The following is a 23442-nucleotide window of genomic DNA, read 5'->3' as shown; positions in this document are numbered from 1 at the left end:
TCAATGATGCCTGAGTGCTGCTGTTATCAGCATGTTATTCGTCGTTACTTTGAACATCCGACGCAAGCAGGGTTCCCTGCCATCCTGGCAGACACGAACACGACTGACGAGCGAGGCGTCAACCGGGGGTGTTACACTCGCCTCATTGTCTCATCGTTACCCATTGTCTCATCGTTGGAAATACCCTCATGTCGGATGTCATGCGTCATCACTTTCCGTCGGCCACGTTTTTGACCAGTGCCCCGAAGCTGGCCGACTGTCCGGCAGATACCGGGCTGGAAGTTGCCTTTGCCGGTCGCTCCAACGCCGGCAAGTCCAGTGCCATCAACACACTGACCCGGCAAAAGGCGCTGGCACGGACCTCAAGAACGCCCGGGCGTACCCAGCTGATCAATTTTTTTACCGTGGGTGAACCGCAATACCGGCTGGTGGATTTGCCCGGCTATGGCTTTGCCAAGGTGCCCGAAGCCGTGCGCCGTGAATGGCAAAAGCATCTGGCGCAGTATCTGCGCGAGCGTCGCTCGCTGCAGGGCACGGTACTGGTCATGGATGTCCGCCATCCGCTGACCGAGTTTGATCAGATGATGATGGGCTGGGCGGATGAAAACGACATGCCCCTGCATATCCTGCTGACCAAGGCCGACAAGCTCAAGCGCGGTGCGGCCATGGGCGTGCTGTCAAAGGTGCGCCATCAGCTCAAGGAATGGGAAGACCTGGTCAGCGTGCAGCTGTTCTCCTCTCATGACCGACAGGGCGTGGAGGCACTCAATGAGCGTCTTTGTCAGTGGCTCACGCCCGGTAATCCTTCAGAGGATCGGGTCTGAGCGTGGCGGCCTGACCTCTGGAAGCCATGGAGTCGGCTAGAAGCTGTAGATCTGACGGCTGGCCGGGTAGCGCATGCTCATCGAGGGGGCGGGCGTTTGTGGGCCGAAAAGGGTGCCGGTTGTCGGCATGTTCTGCATCGCCTGCGCGCCACGCTCTGCCCGGTCCGGATCAAACAGCATCGGCTGTGACTGCCCCTGATAACCATCGAACTGCAAAAGAGCAGTCGTTTCTCTTTGCTGGCCCGGATAGTGCAGGGTTTTCCTCTGAGTCAGGCTCGCGTCACTCGACAACGTTGTCTCGTTGTCTGACATGGGCAGGGCAATGACCAGTGCCATGGCACAAAGCACCAGCGTAATGCTGAGTATATCGAGAGGACGCATGATCCGAAGAGCCTATCAGGGTCGATGAAAAAGGATGAACACCCACGTCAGGCAGTCATTATTATCGTCAGGGGGGCATATCATGATGCCCCGTGAACCGCTGCAAAAAGCGTGCTTATTATTTCATGTCCTAATAATAGGCGAGTGTTTTAAAAGGTAACTGAATTTTTCAGTCATCCTGCGGTCATCCGTCACTCCTTTCCCTTCACTCAAGCCCTGCCAGCATCGCTTCAAGCTCGCGAATGTGACTCAGGCGATGAATGCCGGCCGGCGCCTGCTCGGGCAGCCCCGTGTTTTTGGCATCGATCCAGGCCACGTGCATGCCAAGACGCTGTGCCGGCAGGGCATCCTCGGCCCAGGAATCTCCCACATGGACCGCCTCGCGCGGGGACTGTGCGCCCAGACGCGCCATGGCCGACAGAAAACAGCGGGCATCGGGCTTGGGCGCCAGCGCCACCCCGGCCTTGATGATGACATCAAAGTGCTCGGCGATGACCAGACGCTCCAGATCTACATTGCCGTTGGTGATGGCGCCCAGGCGAATGCCTCGAGCGCGCAGCCTTTCCAGCATGTCCGGCACCTCTTCAAAGATGGCGACATCGTGGCGCAGCGTCAGCATGTGCTCGATGGTGTCATCGGCCCAGCGTCGCGCTTCATCTTCGGCCAGGCCGAACTCGAGCAGCATCCCGGTCAGGGTCTGGTGACGCAGCCAGGTGAAATCCCCCCGATGCAGCGGATGCTGCTGCGCCAGCGCCATGCGCCGACGCTGATACTCCTCCAGCGGGAAATGCGCCGCATGGCCGATCTGCTCATCGAGCCATTGGTAGTGGCCGGGCTCGGTGGCGGCCATCACCGGGCCGTTGTCCCAGAAGGTATCGTCGAGATCGAAAGTGATGGCCTTGATCATGGGGTCTTGTCCTGATGGTCTGAAGTCCTGAAGGAAGCGCCTTCGCGGGAAGATGGGGCATGGTCGGTGTCAGGTTTTCGATGCGCGCGGGGGTGGGCGCGATCAAACGTGTCGGCCAGATGCTGCCAGTCCAGGCGAGTGTAGACCTGGGTGGTAGAGAGATGGGCATGGCCCAGAAGCTCCTGTACGGCGCGCAGATCCTGACTGGATTCCAGCAGATGGCTGGCAAAGCTGTGGCGCAGGCGATGGGGATGCAGATGTTCGGGCAACCCGCGCTCACGCCCAAGACGGGCCATGCGAAGCTGAATGGCGCGGTGGCCCAGGCGCTGCCCGCGGGTGCTGACAAACAGTGCCGGTTCGTCAGGGCCTGCCAGCATGCCCCGCACGTCCAGCCAGGCGGCCAGTGCTGCGGCGGCCCTTCGCCCGATAGGGACCTGACGTGGCTTGTCGCCCTTGCCGCGCACCCGGGCGCGCTGGGGATCGATATCGCCCAGATCGATGCCGGCAAGCTCTGCCAGGCGCAGGCCGCTGGAGTAGCAAAGCTCCAGCATGGCCTGATCGCGCAGCGCCAGCGGCGAACCGTCGTGGGGCGTATCCAGGAACTGGCCCAGTACATCAACATCGACCGGTCTCGGTAGATGGCGCGGCATTTTGGGCGTATCCAGCAGGCGAGCAGGGTTGTGTCCCAGAAGGCCCTGTTCAATCAGCAGATCGCAGAAACGACGGATGGCCGCCTGGCGCCGCGCCAGGCTGCGCGCCGCCAGCCCACGGGTGCGCTCGCGGCCCAGAAAGCGGCGCAGGCGGTGAATATCAAGAGCGCCCCATGAGGTAATCTCTTCGCGGTCCATAAAGGCCATCAGCGCTGTCAGGTCACGACGATAGGCATCGACCGTGGCCGGGCTGTGCCGATGGCGCAGGCGTTCGACAAAGACATCGACCAGTGGTTGCAGGGCACTCATGATGGGGTTCGCAGCAAAAGACGGGACATGACCTCGCCAAGCCAGGTCATGTTCTCTGTTGCCATGACCCCGGGCAGAGTGGCCTTGTCAGAGTGAGCCAGTACCAGATAGCCATGCCGATCCCCCAATGCCAGCCGGATCACGGCGCAGCGACCCTCGTTCAGGGTTGCGCCTGGCAGCAGGCGCTCGGCCGTCGCGCTGTCCAGTGTCAGCGTGTCACTGGCACCGCAGAGTGTCGAGGCGAGCCACCGATCGGTGTCATCATCAAGTTCGTGGGTGGGCGGCTGTGGCCATTCACCGGGTGCGAGCTGTCGCCACAATGCCAGATGCTGCACGCCAAAGCGCTCCCCGAGCTCTGCTGTCAGCGTCTGTGCCAGCGCGTCACTGCTTTCGGCCTGCAGCAGGGACAGGACCAGCGCCCGCATGGCGCCGGCCTGCTGATCATGGTGTCGCGCTGCGTTCAGCAACGCCTGTTGTTGTCCTTCGGCCTGCTCGGTGCGCGCGCGCAGGGTCGCAATCAGACGCTCGATTAGCGACACGGCACCGCCGGTCTGGGGATGGGAGATGCGCAGCGAGGCCAGCAGGGTCTCGCGCCCTTCAAAGAAATCGGGGTGGCGTGAAAGCCAGTCGCTGACCTGATCGGCCGTTAGCGCCTCATGGCGCTGGCGATCGGGCGCGCTACTGTCATCATCGGTCATGTCATCCCCCGGGGAGCAGTTCTATACAAGGATACGGCCATCAAAGACGTGCTCGGCCGGACCGGTCATGATGACCGACTGCCCGGGACCTGCCCATTCGATACTCAGGTCGCCGCCGGGCAGGGTCACCTCGACGTACTGATCCAGCAGGCCGCGGCGAATGCCGCTGACCACGGCCGCGCAGGCCCCGGTGCCGCAGGCCAGGGTTTCCCCCACCCCACGCTCGAACACGCGCAGACGCACGCGCTGACGTGACACGATCTGCATGAAGCCCACGTTCACCCGCGCAGGAAAGCGCGGATGCGTCTCGATGCGCGGCCCAAGCGTGGTCACGGGCGCATGATCGACGCTTTCAACGTCGATCACCGCATGTGGATTGCCCATCGACACGGCATCCAGAGAGACCATCTCGCCATCGATGTCCAGCGCGTAATGATTGCTTTCGCTCTCGGCCGTCAGCGGGATATCGGCCGGATTGAAGCGGGGGGCGCCCATATTGACGCGCACCCTGCCGTCGTCGGCCACCTTCAGCAGCAGATTGCCGCCGGCGGTCTGGACGGCAATCTCGCGCCGGGCGGTGAGCCTCTGGTCCAGCACGAAGCGGGCAAAGCAGCGCGCACCGTTGCCGCAGTTTTCCACTTCACTGCCATCGGCATTGAAAATGCGGTAGCGAAAGTCCATGTCCGGACGTGACGGCGGCTCGACCAGCAGCAGCTGGTCGAAACCGATGCCGAAACGACGGTCGGCCAGCGCGCGGATGCGCTCGCTGTCCAGCCGCGCACGCTGGGTGACCAGATCGACCACCATGAAGTCATTGCCCAGCCCGTGCATCTTGGTGAAATGCAGCATCATGAGGCGGAATTTCCCTGCGGTGCGATGGCCGCCTCCGGCAGCAGTGCTTCGACGGCCCAGAGTGCGGCCAGCGGCTCGCGCTCGCGCACCAGATGCATCTGATCGCCGACCACCATGACCTCCGGTGGCCGCGATCGGGTGTTGTAGTTCGAGGCCATCACGAAGCCGTAGGCGCCGGCGGAGTGCACGGCCAGCAGATCCCCCGGGGCGATGGCCAGCTCGCGATCCTTGCCCAGATAGTCGCCGGATTCACACACCGGCCCGACGATGTCCCAGCGCTGCGTTTCGCGCGCCTCTCGCTGATCCACCCGGGTGATGTTCTGCCAGGCCTGATAGAGCGTGGGCCGAATCAGGTCATTCATGGCGGCATCGACGATGGCAAAGTTTTTCGCCTCACCCGGCTTCAGATACTCGATCCGGGTCAGCAGGACGCCTGCGTTGGCGGCAATCGAGCGGCCTGGCTCAAAGATGAGTTCGACGGCGCGGTTACCGATACGCTGACGCAGGGCGGCGATATAGTCCGCTACCGGCGGCGGGGTTTCGCCGGCGTAATCCACGCCCAGACCACCGCCCAGATCCAGGTGCTCGATGTGGATGCCGCGATCCCCCAGCTGGTCATAAAGGGCGAGCAGGCGATCCAGGGCGTCCAGAAAGGGCGAGAGCTCGGTGAGCTGTGAACCGATATGGCAGTCAATGCCTACCGGGTTGACGTGGGCCAGTTCGGCGGCGCGCTGATAGACACGCTCGGCATCGGCAATGGCGATGCCGAACTTGTTGTCCTTGAGCCCGGTGGAAATGTAGGGATGGGTGCGGGCATCCACGTCCGGGTTGACCCGAATGGAGATCGCGGCCACCTGCCCGCAGTTGCCCGCAACCTCATTGAGGCGCTCAAGCTCGGCCTCGGATTCCACGTTGAAACACTTGATGCCCACTTCCAGTGCCCGGACCATCTCGTCTTCACGCTTGCCCACGCCGGAAAAGACCACCCGGCCCGGGTCGCCGCCGGCGGCCAGCACCCGCTCCAGCTCGCCAATGGAGACGATATCAAACCCCGCCCCCAGCCGGGCCAGCAGATTGAGTACGGCCAGATTCGAGTTGGTCTTGAGGGCATAGCAGATCAGATGCGGCGTGCCCTCGAGCGGATGGGCGTAGTCCAGAAAGTGCTGGCGAAAGGCCGCACTCGAATAGACATAGCAGGGCGTGCCGAAGCGCTCGGCCACGCTTGAAAGCGCCAGCTGCTCGACATGGAGCCGGTCATCGTGCCAGACAAAATGCGTACTCATGTGCCCCCCTGGCCGGCGGCGGCCGGTGCGCCGGTCGAGGCGGCCCCGCCAACCGTACCGGCCGTCGTGGTGGCAGGGCTGCTGTCGCCCTCGGGCACGCTGGCCGAGTCCTCGCGAGACTGGCGGTCGGCGCTGTTCTGGCCAGCGTCGCCCTGCTGCACGTCGCCCTGCTGCGCGTCGTTTTGTTGCTCGTCATTTTGTTGATAGTCGCCCTGCGGGTCATAGCGCTCAAGGGACTGCTGGTCATCGGGCATATAAAGCGGGCCGGTCTGGCCGCAGCCGGCCAGCACCAGAGTGGTCAATATGGCCAATATCAGACGGTTCATTGCGTGGGATCCTTCTGATCAAGGGCGTGCGCCGGCAGCGTTGCCAGCGCCTCGCGGGCGCGTTGTGCGGCGGCGCGCACCTGGTTTGGTGCGGTGCCGCCAATGTGATTGCGTGCCGCCACCGAGCCTTCCAGGGTCAGCACTTCAAAGATGTCGCCACCGATGTGATCCGAGAAACGCTGGAGTTCGTCGAGCGTCATTTCCGAGAGGTCACGACCTTCTTCAATGCCGAAGGCGACCGCCTTGCCGACGATTTCATGCGCATCGCGAAAGGCCACCCCCTGACGCACCAGGTAGTCGGCAAGATCCGTGGCCGTGGCAAAACCGCGTTTGGCGGCGGCATGCATGTTGTCGCTTTTGGCCCGGATGGCCGGGATCATGTCGCCAAAGGCGCGCAGCGAGCCGAGCACGGTGTCGAGCGTATCAAACAGCGGCTCCTTGTCTTCCTGATTGTCCTTGTTGTAGGCCAGCGGCTGGGACTTCATCAGGGTCAGAAGGCTCATCATGTGGCCATAGACACGCCCGGTCTTGCCGCGCACCAGCTCGGGCACATCCGGGTTTTTCTTCTGCGGCATGATCGAGGAGCCGGTGCAGAAACGATCCGGCAGATCGATGAAGTCAAACTGGGCGCTGGTCCAGAGCACCAGCTCTTCGCTCATGCGCGACAGGTGCATCATCAACAGGCTGGCAAAGGCGGTAAACTCGATGGCGAAATCGCGATCACTGACCGCGTCCAGCGAGTTTTCCGCCGGGCGGTCAAAGCCCAGCAGTTCCGCGGTCACGTGACGGTCGATCGGATAGGTCGTGCCGGCCAGCGCCGCGGCGCCCAGCGGCATGATATTGACACGCTTGCGCGTATCCAGCAGGCGCTCCTGATCCCGGGCGATCATCTCCTGCCAGGCCAGCAGATGGTGGCCAAAGGTGACCGGCTGGGCGCTTTGCAGATGGGTAAAGCCCGGCATGATGGTGTCGGCTTCCCGTTCGGCCAGCTCGATCAGGCCCTGGCGCAGGCGTGAGAGCTCGCTGGCCACGGCGTCGATGCCATCGCGCAGATACAGACGAATGTCGGTGGCAATCTGGTCATTGCGCGAGCGCCCGGTGTGGAGCTTCTTGCCGACAATACCGATGCGGTCGGTAAGGCGCGCCTCGATGTTCATGTGAATGTCTTCCAGCGCCACGGACCATTCGATCTCGCCACGCTCGATCTCGGCCTCGATCTCCTTGAGACCATTGATGATGGCGTTACGCTCGTCATCGGTCAGCACGCCCACGCGCGCCAGCATGGTGGCATGGGCAATCGAGCCGCGAATGTCATGATGATAAAGGCGCTGGTCGAAGCCGATGGAGGCGGTAAAGGCCGCCACGAAGGCGTCGGTCGGCTCGCTGAAGCGACCGCCCCAGGATTGATTGGTGGTGTTCGTCATCTGCTGGCGATCCTGCATCGAAAGGGTCGGGACCGGGAGGCCGGCCGGTTGCCGCCTCCATGGGCGGGTCAGTGTAACAAGAAGTCGATGGCCTGTCGGCACGCCACACGCGCCCTGACGCCTGCAATGACTGTTTTTTGCCGGGCGCCACTGCTTTATCATGCACATCTCGTTTTGACCCCTACAGGAGCGCTCGTGTCCGACAGAGCCACGATCAGAATCGCCACCCGCAAGAGTCAGCTCGCCCTGTGGCAGGCGGAACACGTCAAGTCTCGTCTTGAGGCCCTGCACCCGGGCCTTGAGGTCGAGCTTGTGGGCATGTCCACGCGCGGGGATCGCATTCTGGATACGCCGCTGGCCAAAATTGGCGGCAAGGGGCTGTTCGTCAAGGAGCTCGAGGAGGCCATGCTGGCAGGCCTTGCCGACATCGCCGTGCACTCCATGAAGGATGTGCCGATGAGTTTCCCCGAAGGGCTTGGGCTGCACGCCATTCTTGACCGTGGTGCGCCCACCGATGCCTTTGTCTCCAACGATTACCCGAATTTCGACGCTTTGCCGCAGGGCGCGCGCATCGGCACTTCAAGCCTGCGTCGTGCCCTGCAGATTCGCGCCGCTCGCCCGGATCTGGAGGTGCTCAGCCTGCGCGGCAACGTGCAGACGCGCCTTGGCAAGCTCGATGCCGGCGAATTCGATGCCATCGTGCTGGCCACCTCGGGGCTTGAGCGACTCAATCTGGATCTGCGCATTGCCGAGCGGCTGGCACCGGAAGTGATGCTGCCGGCCTGTGGGCAGGGCGCCCTGGGGATCGAGTGCCGCAGCGATGACGAGACCCTGCGCGCCCTGATCGCGCCGTTGATTGATCACACGTCCAGCCTGCGGGTACTGGCCGAGCGTGCCATGAACACCCGTCTTGAAGGGGGGTGTCAGGTGCCCATCGGTGGCTATGCCGTGCTGGAAGATAATGATCAGACGTTGTGGTTGCGCGCCCTGGTCGGGGCGCCCGATGGCTCTCGGGTTATCCATGCCGAGGCGCGCGGCCCGGCCGATGATCCGGAAACGCTGGGCATTCAGGTGGCTGAAGAGCTGCTGGCACGAGGTGCCGGCGCCATCCTTGATGCCGTCTATGCCGACGAGCGGCCGCCGCGCTGAGGGCCCGGGATGTCTCCTTCGTGTCCGATCAATGGCCCGAGTCATACAGCGACTGCCCTGATGGCCCGCCCCGGCGCCCGAGCACAGGCGCTGGAGCAGGCGCTGGAGCAGGTCGGGCTGATGCCCCGCTCGCTGGACATCATGACTTTGGTCGCACGCGAGCCGACTCCCTTCGAGCACACGCTCCTGTATGATCTGGATAACTTTCGACATGTGATCTGTACCAGTCCGTTTGCCGCGGCCTGTCTGATCGAGGCCATTGAGGCACGCTGGCCACAGTTGCCCACCGGCATCGACTTTCATGCGACCGGCGTCAGCACGGCCGATGTGTTGAGCGCAGGGCTTGGGGTCGAGGTCAGCGCGCCGGCACCGGGCAGCGGCAGCGCCAGCGAGGCGCTGCTCGACATGCCGGGACTACAGGCCATCAAGGGGATGCGTGTTGCGCTGGTGTCAGGGGAAGGCGGACGTGAACTGATCGAGCAGACGCTTTTTGAGCGTGGCGCAGAGGTGTCACGGCTGTCACTCTATGAGCGGCGACTGCAGCCACCCGAGGGCGAAGTACGCGAACTGTTGGCGCAGGGTGACTTCGCGGTATTGATCGTGACCAGTCAGGAGCAGCTCGAGTACCTTGATCAGTGGTGCACGCCGGCCACCCGCAAGCGGGCACTGGTCGTTTCCAGCCAGCGATTGGCTACAATGGCAGGCAGGTATCATTTCGAATGTGTTTTCATTGCCGGCGATGCCACGCCGCAGACATTGGCAAAGACCTCGGCAATGGCCTGGCACCAGGCGCCGGGCATACCCGATTAAAAAAAGGGCAGCGATAAATGAGCAAGCAGGAAAACGATAACGACGATCGCAGCAAGGCTTCTTCCGGCAGCGCTTCCACCGGCGATATGCCCTCTGGTAGTGCTCCGGCAGGCGCCGACACCGGTACGAATGGTGCTGCGGAAAATGCCGCGGTCACCGGTGAGAGCACACGCACCGGCAGCATGACCGGGCCGGCCTCGGCCCAGTCCGGTGTCAGCAGCAGCGGTCGGCCGTTCGAGCCCGGTGACATGCGCCCCGAGCACCGGCCGCGCCAGAAGGGCGGACGTCGTTCGATTTTGCTGCCCATTCTGCTTGTCCTGCTGCTGTTGTCGCTCGCCGCCCTTGGCTTTGGTGCCTGGTTGTTCGAGCAGCAGCGCAACGAAATGGATCAACTGCGCCAGGACGTCAACCAGGTTCAGCAGAGCAGCAGCCAGTCCACTCGCGAGATCTCAAGCGCGCTCGAGTCGCGTGATCAGCGCCTTGGCCAGCTTCAGTCAAGACTGCAGGAAAACGATCAGGCGCTGTCGCGCGTGATGGAAGAGCTGACGCGCAGCCAGCAGACCGACGAGCGCCAGTGGCAAAACGCCGAAATCGAGTATCTTCTGCGCATGGCCAACCAGCGTCTGCAGCTCGAGCGTGACATCAGCGGGGCCCGGTCGCTTCTTGAAACCGCCGACCAGCGCCTGCGCCAGATCGACAATCCGGCCCAGCTGCCGGTGCGTCGTGCGATCGCCTCGGAGCTGTCACAGCTGGAAAGCCTGCCCGACGTCGATCAGAACGGTCTGTTTCTGACCCTGTCGGCCATGGCGAATCAGGTCGACACGCTGCCGCTGTCGCAGGAAAGCGAGGCGCTGGCGGCGCAAAAGGATGACGGGTCGCTCTTTTCCGGCGGCTGGCGCGAGCAGCTTTCGCGGATGGGCACTCAGCTCAAGGATCTGGTCACGGTTCGTCGACATGACGAGCCGCTGGAAGCGCTGATTACGCCCGCTCAGGAGGGCTATCTGCGTCAGAATGTGCGTCTGCTGCTCGAACAGGCCCAGCTGGGCGTCATGCGCAGCAACGAGGAAATCTATCGTGAAAGCCTTGAGCGCGCCGGCACGCTGATCACGACCTATTTCCGCACCGAGGACAGCAATGTCCAGCGTCTGCGCGAGCAGCTCGAGTCGCTGTCTCAGCGTAACATCAGCCCCGAGCTGCCTGACATCAGCGGCTCGACCGAGGCCCTCAACAAGCTGCAGAACGCCCGTCGCAACGGTCAGGGGGCGTCCTCATGAGAAAGCTGATCCTGTTCATTGTCGTCGGGCTGGCCGCCGGGGCGCTGATCGGCCAGCTGATGATGTCCACGCCGGGTTACATCCTGATCCGGGTCGGCGACATCTCAATGCAGACCTCCTTCTGGTTCGGCATGCTGCTGCTGTTTGTGCTCTTTCTGGTGCTGCATTTCGTCCTGCGTCTGCTCTGGCGTCTGCGTCGCCCGGTCAGCCGGATGAAGCTGTGGAACGCCCGTACCCGCAACCGTCAGGCCATGCATCGCACCGTCAAGGGGCTGGTCGCTCTGGCGGAAGGGCGCTGGAAGCGTGCCGAGCAGTCACTGACCCGCTCGGCCGAGGATTCCTCCACGCCGCTGGTCAATTATCTCTCCGCGGCGCTGGCGGCCCACTACCAGGGTCGTCATGAGCAGGCCGACGAGCTTCTGAAAAAGGCGCATCACAGCACCGAGGGCGCTGACAGTGCCGTCGGGCTGGTGCAGGCGCAGCTGATGCTGGATCGTCAGCAGTCCGAGCAGGCGCTGGCCACCCTGACACGGCTTCAGACGCAGATGCCGGAGCACCCGCAGGTGCTCAAGCTGCTCAAGCAGGCCTATCTCAACGTGGAAGACTGGGAGGGCATGCGTCAGCTGCTGCCGAAGCTCGAGCGCCATGACCTGATCAGCGAAGAAGAGCGCAAAACGCTCGAGCGGCGCACCTATCTGGCGCTTCTCAATCAGGCCGATCAGCAAAAGGATTATGACCGTGCCCGCACGCTCTGGGCCGAGATGCCTGAATCCCTCAAGGGCGACGTGGATCTGGTGTTGCTGCAGGCCGCCATTCTGGCGCGTGGCAATGATCCCGCCGAAGCCGAGAGCATGATTCGCCAGTCGCTGCGCAATCGCTGGGACAGCCGTCTGGTGGCCCATTACGGTCTGCTGTCGGTCGAGCCCGGGCGTCAGCTGGTTACGGCCGAGAAGTGGCTGCAGGAGCGCCCCAATGACCCGGAGCTTCTGATGACGCTGGGCCGGCTCTCGCTGCGCAACGCCTACTGGGGCAAGGCGCAGGAGTACTTCGAGGCCAGCCATCGTCAGCGCCCCAGTGGCGTGGCCTGTGCCGAGCTGGCCAGGCTCTATGCAAGCCTGGGCCAGCACAGCAAGAGTCAGCACTACTATCGCAAGAGCGTGGAGCTGCTGGACCGCTCACTGCCGGCACTGCCGCAGCCCAGCGAACATACCAGCTAGTCTCGACACCTCAATGAAAGAGCGCCTGCGGGCGCTCTTTTTCATGGCACCATCACGACGTTTTGAGCTAACCCGTGCGGTCTGGTGAGTGACCGCGCAGAGAATCAACATCTCGGGGAACGATGTTTTGGAGAGCAATGTTTTGGAGAGCAACGGGCATGCAGTTAACAGCCATCATGGATAACGTCGGCTTTTTGTGGCGTGTGCGTCTGTCATGCTCGGGGTGCCGCCTTGCAGAGCTGGCTCTTGGACTGTGTCTGGTCGTGGCCGGCATGGGCGTGGCCCAGGCGCAGGATCAGTCGGACGACGTGCTGCGCACCACGCTGGATAACGGCCTTGAGGTCGTGATCGTCCACAGTGACCTGGCACCGGTCGTTACCACTCAGGTCAACTACCATGTGGGCTCCAGCGAGGCCTCCAGCGAATTCCCCGGCACCGCGCACGCCGTTGAGCACATGATGTTTCGCGGCGGCCCGGGGCTTTCCAGGGATCAGCTCTCGGTCATTTCGGCCAACATGGGCGGCAACATGAATGCTTTTACCGAAAATGACCGCACCCAGTATCACTTCACCGTCCCGGCCGAGGATCTGGATGTGGCGCTGCATATCGAGGCCTCTCGCATGAAGGCCATCGACATGAGCGAGTCGGACTGGGCGCAGGAGCGCGGCGCCATTGAGCAGGAAGTGTCGGGCAATCTCTCCAACCCGGCCTTTCGCTTTTATACCCAGCTGGTCGAGGAGCTCTATCGCGGCACACCCTATGCCTGGACGCCGCTGGGCACGCGCGACTCCTTTGACACGACCACGGCGGCCGATTTGAAGGCCTTTCACGATCAGTGGTATGTACCCAACAACGCCACACTGGTGATCGCCGGCGACGTGGACCCGCACAAGGCCCTTTCCCGGGTTCAGACGCTTTTTGGCGACATTCCCGAAAAGGCACTGCCTGAACGTCCTGACTTTGATTTCAAACCGGTCACGGCGCGCACCATCGAGCTGCCCACCAACAGCCCCTATGGCTCGATCTATATGGGCTGGCGCACGCCCGGCCTGCAGGACGATGATTTCGCCACCACCCAGGTGCTGCTGGACGTGCTGGGCTCCGAGCGCGGCGAGCTGGCCGCCATGGGCTATGACGGCACGGCCCTGGCCGGCGGCATGGGCGGTCAGCTACAGCCCCACGCGGGGCTGGCCATGGCCGTCGGTGTCTTTCCTCAGGGCGGCGACCCGGCGCCGATTCAGGCGCGCATGACCCATATCATCGAAGATGTGGTCAACCATGGCGTGGACCCGTCACTGGTCGAGGCGGCCAAGCGCCGGATCATTGCCGACGTGGATGCCTCTCGCGAGTCGGTGTCGGGGCTGGCCAGCGCCTGGTCCGATGCCCTGATCAAGCGCGGGCTCGACTCCCCGCAGGACATGAAGGCGCAGTATGAGGCGGTCACCGTTGACCAGATCAACGCGCTGGCCAGAAAACTTTTGAAGCCCGAGCACGCCGTCACCGCCGTGCTGACGCCGGAATCCTCCGGGGCGCCGACCAGCAGCGAAGGCTATGGCAAGCCGGAGGATCTGACCACCACGCCCAGCGGTCCGGTCGAGTTGCCGCCCTGGGCCGAGCACGCCTTTGACAACCTCGACATTCCGGTCTCGACGCTCGATCCGAAGGACTATCAACTGGACAACGGTCTGCGCCTGATCGTGCAGCGTGAGACCGCCAGCGATCGCGTCATGCTCAGCGGCGCCATCGATACCAATGCGGATCTGCAAACACCGCCGGGCAAGGAGGGCGTCAGTGACATTCTGGAAGGCCTGTACGGCTACGGCAGCCAGTCGCTCGATCGTCGGGCCCTGCGTGCCGCAGTAGACGAGCTGGGCGCCGACGAAAGCGCCGGTACCCGCTTCGGACTGGTGGTGCCGAAGGCACACCTTGATGAGGGGCTGGCGCTGCTGGCCGAGCATCAGCTCCATCCGAATTTCTCGCAGGACGCCTTTGATACTCTCAAACAGCAGAGCGCCCAGGCGCTGCCCGGTCGTCTGAAAAGCCCGGGGTTTCAGAACTCCTACGCCATGCTGGGGGCGCTGCTGCCCGAGGATGACCCCATGCAGCGCCACATGACGCCCGAGTCCCTGGAAAGCCTCACGCTCGAGGACGTGAAGCAGTACTTTGCGCGCGTGTCACGGCCGGACATGACCACCATGGTGGTGGTGGGGGACGTCGACCCCGAGCAGGTGCGCGACCGGGTCGAGCGCTACTTCGGCGGCTGGAAAGCACAGGGTCCGAAGCCGGAAGTGGACTATCCGGCCGTGCCGCTCAACGACGCCGGTGCCTATCACACGCCCGACAGCGCAGCCAGCCAGTCGCAGGTGTCCATGTCACAGATGATCGATGTGGATCGGGACAGTCCTGATCGCTTTGCGCTGTTTCTGGGTAATCAGGTCCTCAGCGGCGACTTTGCCTCGCGGCTGCATCAGGCGCTGCGCGAACAGCGCGGGCTGGTCTACGGCGTGAGCTCGAATCTGAGCCTTGAGGCCCATCGCGGGCGCTTCAATGTCAGCTTCGGCAGTGATCCCGACAAGGTCCAGAAGGCACGCGAACTGATCATTCATAACCTTGAGCGCCTGCAAAACGAGCCGGTCAGCGACAGCGATCTGCATCGAGCCAAAAGCATCCTGCTGCGGGCCATGCCAATGCAGGCAGCAAGCTATGGGGCCATCAGCGGATCGCTTCTGGATCTGGCGCTTTCCGATAAGCCATTGGATGCCACCACGAAGGCCGCGGAGCAGTTCGTGGCGCTGACCCCGGCCGAGGTGCAGGACGCCTTTCGGGCCCATATTCGCCCGGATGGGTTTGTTACCGGTATTCGCGGGCCTGCGGCGCAGTAGTCACCTCTCTGGGGTGACTATTACAACGCATAATGGAAAAAAGCGCCGGGGCCATGCCTCGGCGCTTTTTTATGGCTGACAGAGGAGGTCGCGCGCGGCCAAATCGCTGCTTCAGGTTACGGTAATTTCATGCAATCTTGCTGACGACGAAGTCTTGGAACTCAAAAATTTCTTTCATTAAGGACGGCAAGAAGTTTGCCGTCCAGCGTCTCGGTTGCAAGTTCCAGCAGCCGGGCGAACGTCATGCCGACGCTATCCATGCGCGGTAACGCGTTGGTATCGAGCCCTTCGTAGTGGCGAATACCAGCACCATGGAAGAAGGCGACGCCGAGGTTGGAGGCAAACGCCGTGCGCGCGGTGGGCACCTGCGGGCCGTGATTCGCGCCGGGCGCGGTCACCGGCGCGACGGTGTCGCCGCAGGCGTTGCTGCCCCAGACGAAGCCCTGCGCGTAGGCGAAGAGGATGTCGCCCATTGCCTCGCCCCAGTAGCCGAGCGGAGCCGCGTCTTCACGCTTCACCGCCAGCGCGACGACGTTGCGCTCGCTCGACTCGGTATCGACGTACCAGGTGTTGAGCGCCTTGAGAATGTGAGTCTTCACGCCCTCGATCTCGCTGTGCGGGACGAGGTCGCGGTTGACGAAGATCTCGAGCCCGCCGCGTTCGTCCTTGAGAAACGCCCGGCTCCGGCTCGGGTCCGGACGCCCCGCGTCGTCGAGCGTGCACAGATCGAACGCCGCCAATCGCCTGTGGATATCGCAAAGGTGACTGTTGGGCACGTCGCCGTGATCGGAGGCGAGCACGAAGGTGGTGTGCTCGTCGCAGCCGGCGAGCGCCCGGCCGACCGCCTCGTCGAGCAGGCGATACGACTGACGGATGACAGCGAGATAGCGTGCGTGATCCTCGCGGTCGTAAAAGATCGATGCCGGGTCGCACTGGGCGAGGCTCGTGTGATGGGTCTCGTCGTTGAGCCGGAAGACGGTGGCAAAGAGCGAAAAGCCTTCGTCGCCCAGTAGCGTCAGGGCACTGTCGACCAGCCACTCGAGCTGATAGCGCCCCTCCTCGAAGCTGGTCTCGAAGTAGCGGCTGTCCGGGTCGGCAGAGACGGCCCACTTGGAAATGAAGGGGCCATGACGGGCGATCAGTCGCCGTGTCAGCCCCGGCCTGCCGCTGTCGCCCGCGGGCGCGGTGACCTGCGACTGCAGCAGATCGATATCGCCGGTGGCGGGGTCGAACGACAGAAGCTTGAAGCGTACGGCGGCCGGCTTGCCTTCGAGGGCGTGATCGCCTTCCAGCGCCAGCCAGTCACTCCACTCGTCGACATCGAGACTCGCTTCGCTGCCAGCGACCGTCAGCCGAAGCCCTTGGCCCTCGGCCTGCAGCGTGACGGCTACCGGCACGCCGCGATGCGCGGGAATATGGGCAACAAAGCTCTCCCCATTACGCTCGATCGCATAGCGGTTGTGCTTCTGATGATGGGCGAGCGTGCCGGTCGGCGGCCAGCCCAACGCCTCGGTGGGCTCGTCCACCTGCCAGTTCGCCAACCGGGTGGTGTGCAGACATGCCGGCGCCAGCTCCATCGGTGCCGGCCCCTTGCCGCTCCAGAACGGCGCGAGGCAGAGATCGCGCTCACCGACGGGCGTCAGGCTCTCGGGAAAGTGAACCAGCGCGGCACGCTTGCCGGCATCCCGCATCAGCTCGAGCAGATGCTGGGTATCGCGCGGCGGCTGGCGCTGGCCGACCCAGCTGGTACCGGGGGCTTGGCCCGTCAACAGCGTGACGAAGTTGGTATCTCCCCACGTGGAGATATAGGGCAGCAGGCGCGTCGAGCCGCCTTCCTCGATCAGGCGCTGCATATTGGGCAGCACGCCCTCGGCACAGAAGCGCTCGACGAGTTCGGGAATCAGGCCGTCGACGCCCAGCAGCAGGATTTTTTTGGATTCGCTCATGAAACACTCCGGGGTCGTTGGGCTTAGTCGAGGCGATAACGGTCGATGACCGAACGATCGACCTCGATACCCAGCCCCGGCCCCTCCGGCACCGCGACGAGGCCGTCGGCGTCGAGGCCGAACTCGCCGCCGATCAGTTCCTGGCGGAAGGGATGCGCGGACTGGTCGTACTCGAGCATGGGCTCGTCCGGCGTCAGCGACAGCGGCTGAGGCGCCAGATTGGCGATCAGCTGCACCGCCGCGGCCAGGCCGATGCCCGTGCCCCAGACGTGCGGCATCACCGGCACGTGCCAGGACTGGGCGAGCGAGACGATCCTGCGGCATTCCGTGAGACCGCCGGCGGCGCCGATGTCCGGCTGGATCACGTCGAGGGCACCGTCGCCGATCCAGTCGCGATAGCCGAGCCGGGTGTACTCGTTCTCGCCGGCGGCGATCCAGGTTTTCGAGATTCCCTTGAGCTCGCGATAGCCATGGCGGTTCTCCGGGCTCAGCGGCTCCTCGAACAGGTGCACGCGGGTCTCCTCGAGCTCCATCAGGATGCGTCGTGCCGCCGGCACGCTATAGGCGCAGTTGGCGTCCATCATCAGCGCGATGTCGTCGCCGACCGCTTCACGTACCGCACGCATGTCGCGGATGTCCGCCTCGATGCCGAAGCCGGTCTTGATCTTCATCGCCCGGTAGCCGTTGGCCTGGTGACGCAGCGCCTCCTCGACCACTTCCTCCGGGTAATGCCCGCCTTCGCGACGATAGAAGCCGGTGGCGTAGGGTCGGATGCGGTGGCGAAACGCCCCGCCCATCAGCCGGTGGACGGGCTGATTCAGCGCCTTGCCGGCGAGATCCCACAGGGCGACGTCAATCGCGGCGATGCCGAACAGCGCCACGCCCTGCTGCCCGTAGGGACGGGTGTGGTTGTACATCTCCTCCCACAGCACCTCGCGGTCGAAGATCGAACGGCCAATCACCAGCGGCTTGAGCGCGTGCTCGACCATGGCCTGGGCGACCTGCGGCGGCTGCAGGCCGTGATTGACGCACTCGCCCCAGCCGGTCAGGCCGTCGTCGGTGGTGATCTCCACCAGCATGGCGGTGCGCTGATGCACCCAACCCTGGGAGAACGCGAACGGCTCGGCCAGCGGCGCGGCGAGGACATGGGTCTTGAGATCGGTCACGCGGGTCATGAGAGTCTCTCTACGGTGGATAGCTCGACGGGCATCGAACGTGTCGGCGTGCGAGTCACGCGGCCGGACTCTCGCCGGCGGCGCGGTCCTTGCGCCACTGGCTGAATCCGGACCAGAGCGTGCCGGCGATGAACAGGGCGATGAGTACAAAAAGCACGCTGGCGATGGTGCTGTGGGTGAAGAAAGCGGTGAAGTCACCGCGGGAGATCAAAAGCCCGCGGCGCAGCGAGCTTTCGAGCTCGGGGCCGAGGACCATGCCGATCACCAGCGGCGCCAGCGGATAGCCGCCGCGGCGCAGCACGTAGGCAAGCAGGCCGGTAATGGCTGCGACCACCAGATCCAACGGGTTGCCTCGCACCGAGACCGCGCCGATGAAGCTGAACATGACGATGCCGCCCATCACGAAACCCTGCGGTAGCTTGAACAGATAGCGAAAGAGGCCCACCGACGGCTTGCTGAGAATCAGCATCGCCACGTTGACGATGATCAGCACCACGAAGAGCGAATAGACCGTCTGCGCCTGATCCGCCATCAGCCGCACTCCAGGCGTGATGCCGTGAATCACCATCGCGCCCATCATCATTGCCGTGACCACGTCGCCGGGAATACCGAGCGCCAGGGTGGGAATGAACGAGCTGCCGGTGACGGCGTTGTTGGAAGATTCCGACGCGATGATCCCGTCCGGCTCGCCCTTGCCGAGATTCTTGCGTCTAGGGGACAACTTCTGCGCCGAGGCGTAGCTGATGAAGGCTGCCGCCGCTGCACCAGTACCCGGCAGCGCGCCGATGAAGCCACCGATGAAGGAGCCGCGCAGCAGCTCGATCATTCGCCGACCGATGTCGCGCAGGCCGGGGAATATGAGCCTCGCCTCGGGGATGCGCGCCGCTTCGTCATCGCGAGTCGAAAATCGAACGAACACCTCCGACAGCGCGAAGGCACCGACCACGACCGGAATCAGCGTCAGACCGGAACTCAGGGCGTACTGGCCGAAGGTGAAGCGATCCGCGCCGGTGATCGGATCGCTGCCCACCATCGAGAACAGAAATCCCATCATGCCGCAGAGAATGCCCTTGAGCGTACTGCCCTGGGAGACACCCACGATGCAGAGCATCGCGAGACAGACCAGCGCGAACACCTCGATGGAGCCGAAGTTGACCGCGAATTTTGCCAGCTGCGGTGCGCCGACGATCAGCATGACGCACGACAGCACCCCGCCGAAGAACGAGGCAAAGGTGGCCCAGCCTAGTGCTTCGCCGACCTTGCCCTGCTGGGTCATCGGGTAGCCGTCGAACGTCGTGGCCGCCGCCTGCGGCGTACCGGGGGTGTTGATCAGAATCGCGGTGATCGAACCGCCGTAGACGGAGCCGCAGTAGACCCCGATCAGCAGCGCCATGCTGGTGATCACGTCCATACCGAAAGTGAACGGCAGAAAGATCGTCAAGCCGACGACCGAGCCGAGCCCGGGAAGACCGCCGATGATGATGCCGGCCCAGGTACCGATGACGATGGCGAGTAGCGCCTGCCAAGTGAAGGCATTCGCTGCCGCTGCGAGAACGATGTCCATCTCGATGGTCTCCGAAGATCAGATCAGACCGCTGGTTAGCAGCGTGGGCAGCCGGATCAGCAGCACGTGGTGGAACAGAAACCAGAGCCCACCGCCGAGAATCAGCGTGCCCAGCGCGATCCACAACGGCTGGCGAACGCGAAATAGCCACAGCGTCAGCGCCACCAGCGGCAGTACCGGAATCAAAAAGCCGAGACTCGCCGTGGCGATGGCCGCGATCAGCACCGCCGCCATCAGTAGCGGCAGCGGCGAGCGTGGGGCACTCGGCATCGGCGCGCGACGAATCAGCTCGCCAATCAGTACCACCAGCGCCGCCGCGCACCAGATCGCGAGCACGAATCGCGGCACCAGCATGGCGTCGGACGGACCCTGCCAGGCCGTGACCGACAGCCCCGCGCCGACGAGCAGCAGCGCGAGAGCGGTGAGGACTCGAGGGTGAAACAGCGTCGACGTCATACCGACTCCTTGGGTGACAGGCGAACCAGCGAGCGCATGACCTACTCGGTCAGGCCGGCGTCCTTGAGTACCTGCTTGTTGACCTCGACGCGCCGCGCGACGAATGCTTTGAAGTCCTCGGCGCCGAGGTAGTCGATGCTGACCCCGGATTTGTCGGCGAACGTCTCGAAGCGATCCGACTCGACGGTCGCCTTGCAGGCATCGGCGAAGGCGTCGGCACGTTCCTGGGAGATCCCCTTGGGCGCGACGATCCCCTGCCAGACCGAGAACTCGAGATCCTGCATGCCGAGTTCCTCGAACGTCGGCACGTCTTCGTATCCTTCGACGCGCGACTCGGCGAAGACCGCCAGCGGTTTGAGATCGTAGTTCTCGAGAATGGTCTCGGTATCCGCCATGACCTGGATCTCGTTACCGTCGAGTGCGTTCATTGCCGGACCGGAGCCGCTATAGGGCACGTGCTGGGCCTGGAGATCGCTCTTGACGGTGAGCGCGGCCATGGCGAGATGCGGAAGCGTACCCGGGCCGGAGGAGCCGTAGAGAAACGGATACTCCTGGGACTCCTCGACGAGCTGATCGATGGAGTCGATGTCCGAATCCTTCGACACCATCAGAAACATCGGGTTGGAGACCGTGCGACAGACGTAGGTGAAGCTCTCCGGACCGTAGGGCAAATCCTTGAGCGAGGGCTGAATCGAGAGCGCGCCGGCCGGTTCATAGCCGATGATGTTGGGATTGCCTTCATTGTCGGCGACCTCTGCCGTGCCTACCGTGGCACTCGCCCCCGCAATGTTGCGGATCACCGAGGTGACGCCAAGCTGCTCGGAGAAGATGGGTTCGAAGCTTCGGGCGACAATGTCGGTGGCGCCACCAGCGGCAAAGGGCACGACAATATCCAGCGTATCGGCCGCAACAGCAGAGGTGGTGGTGGCGACCAGCGTTGCAGCAGCCAGGGAAGCACGTAGAAGCGTCATTGTTTACGTCCTTTTCGCAGCGCTGCGAAAACAGGAGGATGATTGGGTGTCATTCCTTGAATTATTTGCTCTGGAAGACTTGGATCAGGACAATGATCGTAGCGCTACGATAACAGTGCAGACAACCGTACCTCCCTGGTCTTTGGTAGAAGCCTTCGACCAATGGCTGCTTCAGGCGCTGGAGATGGTTTTGTATGCCTGCTGGGACATGGCATATTTTCCGCGCAACAGACTGTGTCGAAACCATGCGATCAGTGCAGGAAACGAAACGCAGAAAAATGATGAGCCCATCACGACTGAAAGCATGAATACTCTAATCCGACAAAACAGGAAGCATCGTCTTGACGAGGCGTAGACGTGGCACCCAGCGGGTTACCATGGAAGATGTGGCGCGTCTTGCCAGTGTCTCTCCCAGTACGGTATCGCTTTATCTGCGACGTCCCGCAGAAGTCTCGCCGGTCCGTGCACAAACCATTCAGGCTGCAATAGATCGACTGGGTTATCTGCCCAACACGATGGCAGGGGGGCTTGCCTCCTCACGTTCCAAAATCATTGGCGTACTGGTGCCCACCATCACGAACTCGTTTTTTTCAGAGACTCTGGAGACCCTGGAGCATCATCTGCGTCGTGCCGGCTATCAGCTCTTGATTGGCAACACCGAATTTGATGTTGAGCGAGAGGAAGAACTCCTGCGTTCGCTGATGAGCTGGAACCCGGCCGGGCTGGTGTTGACAGGCTTTGCGCACAACAGAAAGACGCGCGCGCTTCTGCTCAACAGTGAGGTTCCCATCGTCGAGATGTGGGATTACGGTAGCCCCGGGCTGGACATGGTGGTGGGATTTTCCCACTTTCAGTGTGGGCGGTTGATGGCAGAGCACTTTCTGGCGGCCGGCTATCGACAGGTTGCCTTTATCAGCACACGCTTTGCCCGTGATATTCGTGCCCATGACCGCTATGAGGGCTTTCGTCAGTGCATGGAGGAGGCTGGTGCACACGTAGTAAAAAAAGAGCTTGCCGGACGTAGCGATACTCGTGAAACGGGAGACATCATGCATCGACTGATGGTCGATGAGCCGGAAATCGAAGCGGTCGCCTGCTCCAACGACATGGTGGCACTGGGTGTGATGCTTGAGTGCCAGCGACAGGGCTGGGCAATCCCTCATCGGGTTGCCGTGGCAGGCTTTGGCAACCAGGACTTTACCGGCTCTACTGTCCCGCCCATGACAACCATCGAGCCGCCGCGACAGGCCATAGGAGAAAATATTGCTCGCCTGCTGATAAATCGCCTTCGGGGAGAGTCATGCGACCAGACCCTGCTCGATCTGGGCGTGCGCCTCATCGCTCGCGAAAGTACCTGAGATTGCCATCACGCCGGCCGCCGGCTCGACGGATGTTTGATCTCACTATTAGTGCCAGGCGCTTTTTTATGGCTGACAGAGGAGGTCGCGCGCGGCCAGAAACAGCTGCGCGTGGCGCTCGGCCAGTGCGGTGAGATCGCGGTCGTAGCCGCCGCCGATCACTGCGGCCACCGGAATGTCGCGCTGGCGGCATTGTTTTAGCACGAAGAGATCGCGCCGGTAGAGGCCCTCAAGGCTCAGTTCGAAATGCCCCAGCCGATCATTGGCGTGGACGTCGGCGCCGGCGTCATACAACACCAGTGCCGGGCGCCGCTGATCCAGCAGTGCCGGGATCTCGCGCGCCAGTACGTTTTGATAGGCCGCATCATCGGTGCCGCGGGGCAGGGCGATGTCGCGATCGCTGTGGCGCTTGGTAAAGGGGAAGTTATCCACACCATGAATCGAGCAGGTGAACACGCGCGGATCATGGCGAAAGACGTATGCCGTGCCATCGCCCTGATGCACGTCGCAGTCGATGATCAGGAGGTTGTTGATCCCATGAACGGTCATCGCTTCGTGGGCGGCCACGGCCAGATCATTGAGCAGGCAGTAACCGCTGGCGGCGTCAGGATAGGCATGGTGGGTGCCGCCGGCAGTATTGCAGGCAAGCCCGGTCTCAAGCGCCGCTGTCAGTGTGGCCAGCGTGCCGCCCACCTCCAGCAGGGTGCGCTCGACCAGTGCCGGTGACCAGGGAAAGCCGCTGCGCTTTCGGGCCTTCGGATCACTGTCGCCCAGATAGAAGGTCTGCAGATATTCCGGCGTATGGGCCCGCAGCAGCTGGGTGCTGGAGGGCGGGGTTGGCGCAATCCAGTCGATCCGCGGATCATTATCGAAGCCCAGCGTGGATAGCTGCTCGCGTAGGGCGGGAAACTTGGCCATTGGGAAGGGATGGCGTTCGGGCCAGTCAAACGTATAGCCAGGGTGATGAATCAGCGGCAGACGCATTC

At 63.1% G+C, this 23442-nt stretch carries 21 protein-coding genes and 1 pseudogene; 8 read left to right on the top strand and 14 right to left on the bottom strand.

What is annotated here, in order from left to right; translation table 11 throughout:
• Window positions 1-188 precede the first annotated feature (188 nt).
• Complete coding sequence (gene yihA, locus Q0931_RS12475; RefSeq protein WP_299260742.1) at window positions 189-824, top strand: ribosome biogenesis GTP-binding protein YihA/YsxC; 636 nt, start codon at window positions 189-191, stop codon at window positions 822-824.
• Window positions 825-860: 36 nt separating this feature from the next.
• Here the strand turns inward: yihA and Q0931_RS12470 are convergent, their stop codons facing one another.
• The 8 genes and pseudogenes from Q0931_RS12470 to argH form a co-directional block, all read right to left on the bottom strand.
• Window positions 861-1205: a hypothetical protein gene (locus tag Q0931_RS12470; protein WP_299260740.1), complete on the bottom strand. Its 345-nt coding sequence runs from the start codon at window positions 1203-1205 to the stop codon at window positions 861-863.
• A 205-nt stretch (window positions 1206-1410) separates the two neighbouring features.
• Window positions 1411-2112 carry an HAD-IA family hydrolase gene (locus Q0931_RS12465; RefSeq protein WP_299260738.1) on the bottom strand — a complete coding sequence of 234 codons (702 nt, stop codon included), beginning with the start codon at window positions 2110-2112 and terminating at the stop codon, window positions 1411-1413.
• Window positions 2109-3071, bottom strand: a complete 963-nt coding sequence (locus Q0931_RS12460; RefSeq protein ID WP_299260736.1) for a tyrosine recombinase XerC — start codon at window positions 3069-3071, stop codon at window positions 2109-2111. Before Q0931_RS12460 ends, Q0931_RS12465 begins: the two co-directional genes overlap by 4 nt.
• The gene (locus Q0931_RS12455) at window positions 3068-3769 is read right to left on the bottom strand and encodes a DUF484 family protein (RefSeq protein ID WP_299260734.1); all 702 of its coding nucleotides are present in this window, start codon (window positions 3767-3769) and stop codon (window positions 3068-3070) included. Before Q0931_RS12455 ends, Q0931_RS12460 begins: the two co-directional genes overlap by 4 nt.
• 21 nt (window positions 3770-3790) lie before the next feature.
• Window positions 3791-4621: a diaminopimelate epimerase gene (gene dapF, locus Q0931_RS12450; RefSeq protein ID WP_299260732.1), complete on the bottom strand. Its 831-nt coding sequence runs from the start codon at window positions 4619-4621 to the stop codon at window positions 3791-3793.
• The gene (lysA, locus tag Q0931_RS12445; RefSeq protein ID WP_299260730.1) at window positions 4618-5904 is read right to left on the bottom strand and encodes a diaminopimelate decarboxylase; all 1287 of its coding nucleotides are present in this window, start codon (window positions 5902-5904) and stop codon (window positions 4618-4620) included. The genes dapF and lysA overlap by 4 nt, the downstream gene beginning before the upstream one ends.
• A gap of 224 nt (window positions 5905-6128) precedes the next feature.
• Window positions 6129-6230, bottom strand: a pseudogene (locus tag Q0931_RS12440) (lipoprotein); the annotation flags it as partial.
• Window positions 6227-7654, bottom strand: a complete 1428-nt coding sequence (gene argH / locus Q0931_RS12435; RefSeq protein ID WP_299260729.1) for an argininosuccinate lyase — start codon at window positions 7652-7654, stop codon at window positions 6227-6229. The gene argH and the pseudogene Q0931_RS12440, both read right to left, overlap by 4 nt.
• Window positions 7655-7849: 195 nt before the next feature.
• Here argH and hemC point away from each other — a divergent pair, with 195 nt between their 5' ends.
• The 5 genes from hemC to Q0931_RS12410 all read left to right on the top strand — a co-directional run bounded on the left by hemC (window position 7850) and on the right by Q0931_RS12410 (window position 14986).
• Window positions 7850-8803 carry a hydroxymethylbilane synthase gene (gene hemC, locus Q0931_RS12430; RefSeq protein WP_299260728.1) on the top strand — a complete coding sequence of 318 codons (954 nt, stop codon included), beginning with the start codon at window positions 7850-7852 and terminating at the stop codon, window positions 8801-8803.
• A 60-nt stretch (window positions 8804-8863) separates the two neighbouring features.
• Complete coding sequence (locus tag Q0931_RS12425; RefSeq protein ID WP_299260727.1) at window positions 8864-9613, top strand: uroporphyrinogen-III synthase; 750 nt, start codon at window positions 8864-8866, stop codon at window positions 9611-9613.
• A 17-nt stretch (window positions 9614-9630) separates the two neighbouring features.
• On the top strand, window positions 9631-10887 hold the full coding sequence (locus tag Q0931_RS12420; RefSeq protein ID WP_299260726.1) for a uroporphyrinogen-III C-methyltransferase: 1257 nt from the start codon (window positions 9631-9633) through the stop codon (window positions 10885-10887).
• Entirely contained in the window at window positions 10884-12104 is a 1221-nt protein-coding gene (locus Q0931_RS12415) for a heme biosynthesis HemY N-terminal domain-containing protein (RefSeq protein ID WP_299260725.1), read from the top strand. The genes Q0931_RS12420 and Q0931_RS12415 overlap by 4 nt, the downstream gene beginning before the upstream one ends.
• A gap of 158 nt (window positions 12105-12262) precedes the next feature.
• Window positions 12263-14986, top strand: a complete 2724-nt coding sequence (locus Q0931_RS12410) for a pitrilysin family protein (RefSeq protein ID WP_299260724.1) — start codon at window positions 12263-12265, stop codon at window positions 14984-14986.
• Window positions 14987-15147: 161 nt separating this feature from the next.
• Here Q0931_RS12410 and Q0931_RS12405 read toward each other — a convergent pair whose 3' ends face one another.
• Genes Q0931_RS12405 through Q0931_RS12385 form a run of 5 tightly spaced genes read right to left on the bottom strand, consistent with a single transcriptional unit; the run spans window position 15148 to window position 21098 of the window.
• Window positions 15148-16932 carry an alkaline phosphatase family protein gene (locus Q0931_RS12405; protein WP_299260723.1) on the bottom strand — a complete coding sequence of 595 codons (1785 nt, stop codon included), beginning with the start codon at window positions 16930-16932 and terminating at the stop codon, window positions 15148-15150.
• Between the two features lie 23 nt (window positions 16933-16955).
• Complete coding sequence (locus tag Q0931_RS12400; RefSeq protein WP_299260722.1) at window positions 16956-18107, bottom strand: mandelate racemase/muconate lactonizing enzyme family protein; 1152 nt, start codon at window positions 18105-18107, stop codon at window positions 16956-16958.
• Window positions 18108-18162: 55 nt separating this feature from the next.
• Window positions 18163-19671: a tripartite tricarboxylate transporter permease gene (locus Q0931_RS12395; RefSeq protein WP_299260721.1), complete on the bottom strand. Its 1509-nt coding sequence runs from the start codon at window positions 19669-19671 to the stop codon at window positions 18163-18165.
• Between the two features lie 18 nt (window positions 19672-19689).
• Window positions 19690-20127, bottom strand: coding sequence for a tripartite tricarboxylate transporter TctB family protein (locus Q0931_RS12390; protein ID WP_299260720.1), 438 nt, complete (start codon window positions 20125-20127; stop codon window positions 19690-19692).
• A 41-nt stretch (window positions 20128-20168) separates the two neighbouring features.
• Window positions 20169-21098: a tripartite tricarboxylate transporter substrate binding protein gene (locus tag Q0931_RS12385; protein ID WP_299260719.1), complete on the bottom strand. Its 930-nt coding sequence runs from the start codon at window positions 21096-21098 to the stop codon at window positions 20169-20171.
• A 46-nt stretch (window positions 21099-21144) separates the two neighbouring features.
• Between Q0931_RS12385 and Q0931_RS12380 the strand changes: the two genes are divergently transcribed.
• Both Q0931_RS12380 and Q0931_RS12375 read left to right on the top strand, forming a co-directional pair.
• On the top strand, window positions 21145-21453 hold the full coding sequence (locus tag Q0931_RS12380; RefSeq protein ID WP_299260718.1) for a hypothetical protein: 309 nt from the start codon (window positions 21145-21147) through the stop codon (window positions 21451-21453).
• Window positions 21440-22456, top strand: coding sequence for a LacI family DNA-binding transcriptional regulator (locus tag Q0931_RS12375; RefSeq protein WP_299260717.1), 1017 nt, complete (start codon window positions 21440-21442; stop codon window positions 22454-22456). The genes Q0931_RS12380 and Q0931_RS12375 overlap by 14 nt, the downstream gene beginning before the upstream one ends.
• Window positions 22457-22522: 66 nt before the next feature.
• On the opposite strand, the gene Q0931_RS12370 is transcribed toward Q0931_RS12375, so the two are convergent.
• Entirely contained in the window at window positions 22523-23440 is a 918-nt protein-coding gene (locus Q0931_RS12370; protein ID WP_299260716.1) for a histone deacetylase, read from the bottom strand.
• Window positions 23441-23442 lie beyond the last annotated feature (2 nt).

It is taken from the genome of uncultured Kushneria sp., assembly GCF_947497025.1.
Classification (GTDB): domain Bacteria; phylum Pseudomonadota; class Gammaproteobacteria; order Pseudomonadales; family Halomonadaceae; genus Kushneria.
This window is presented reverse-complemented; position numbering and strand designations above follow the sequence as displayed.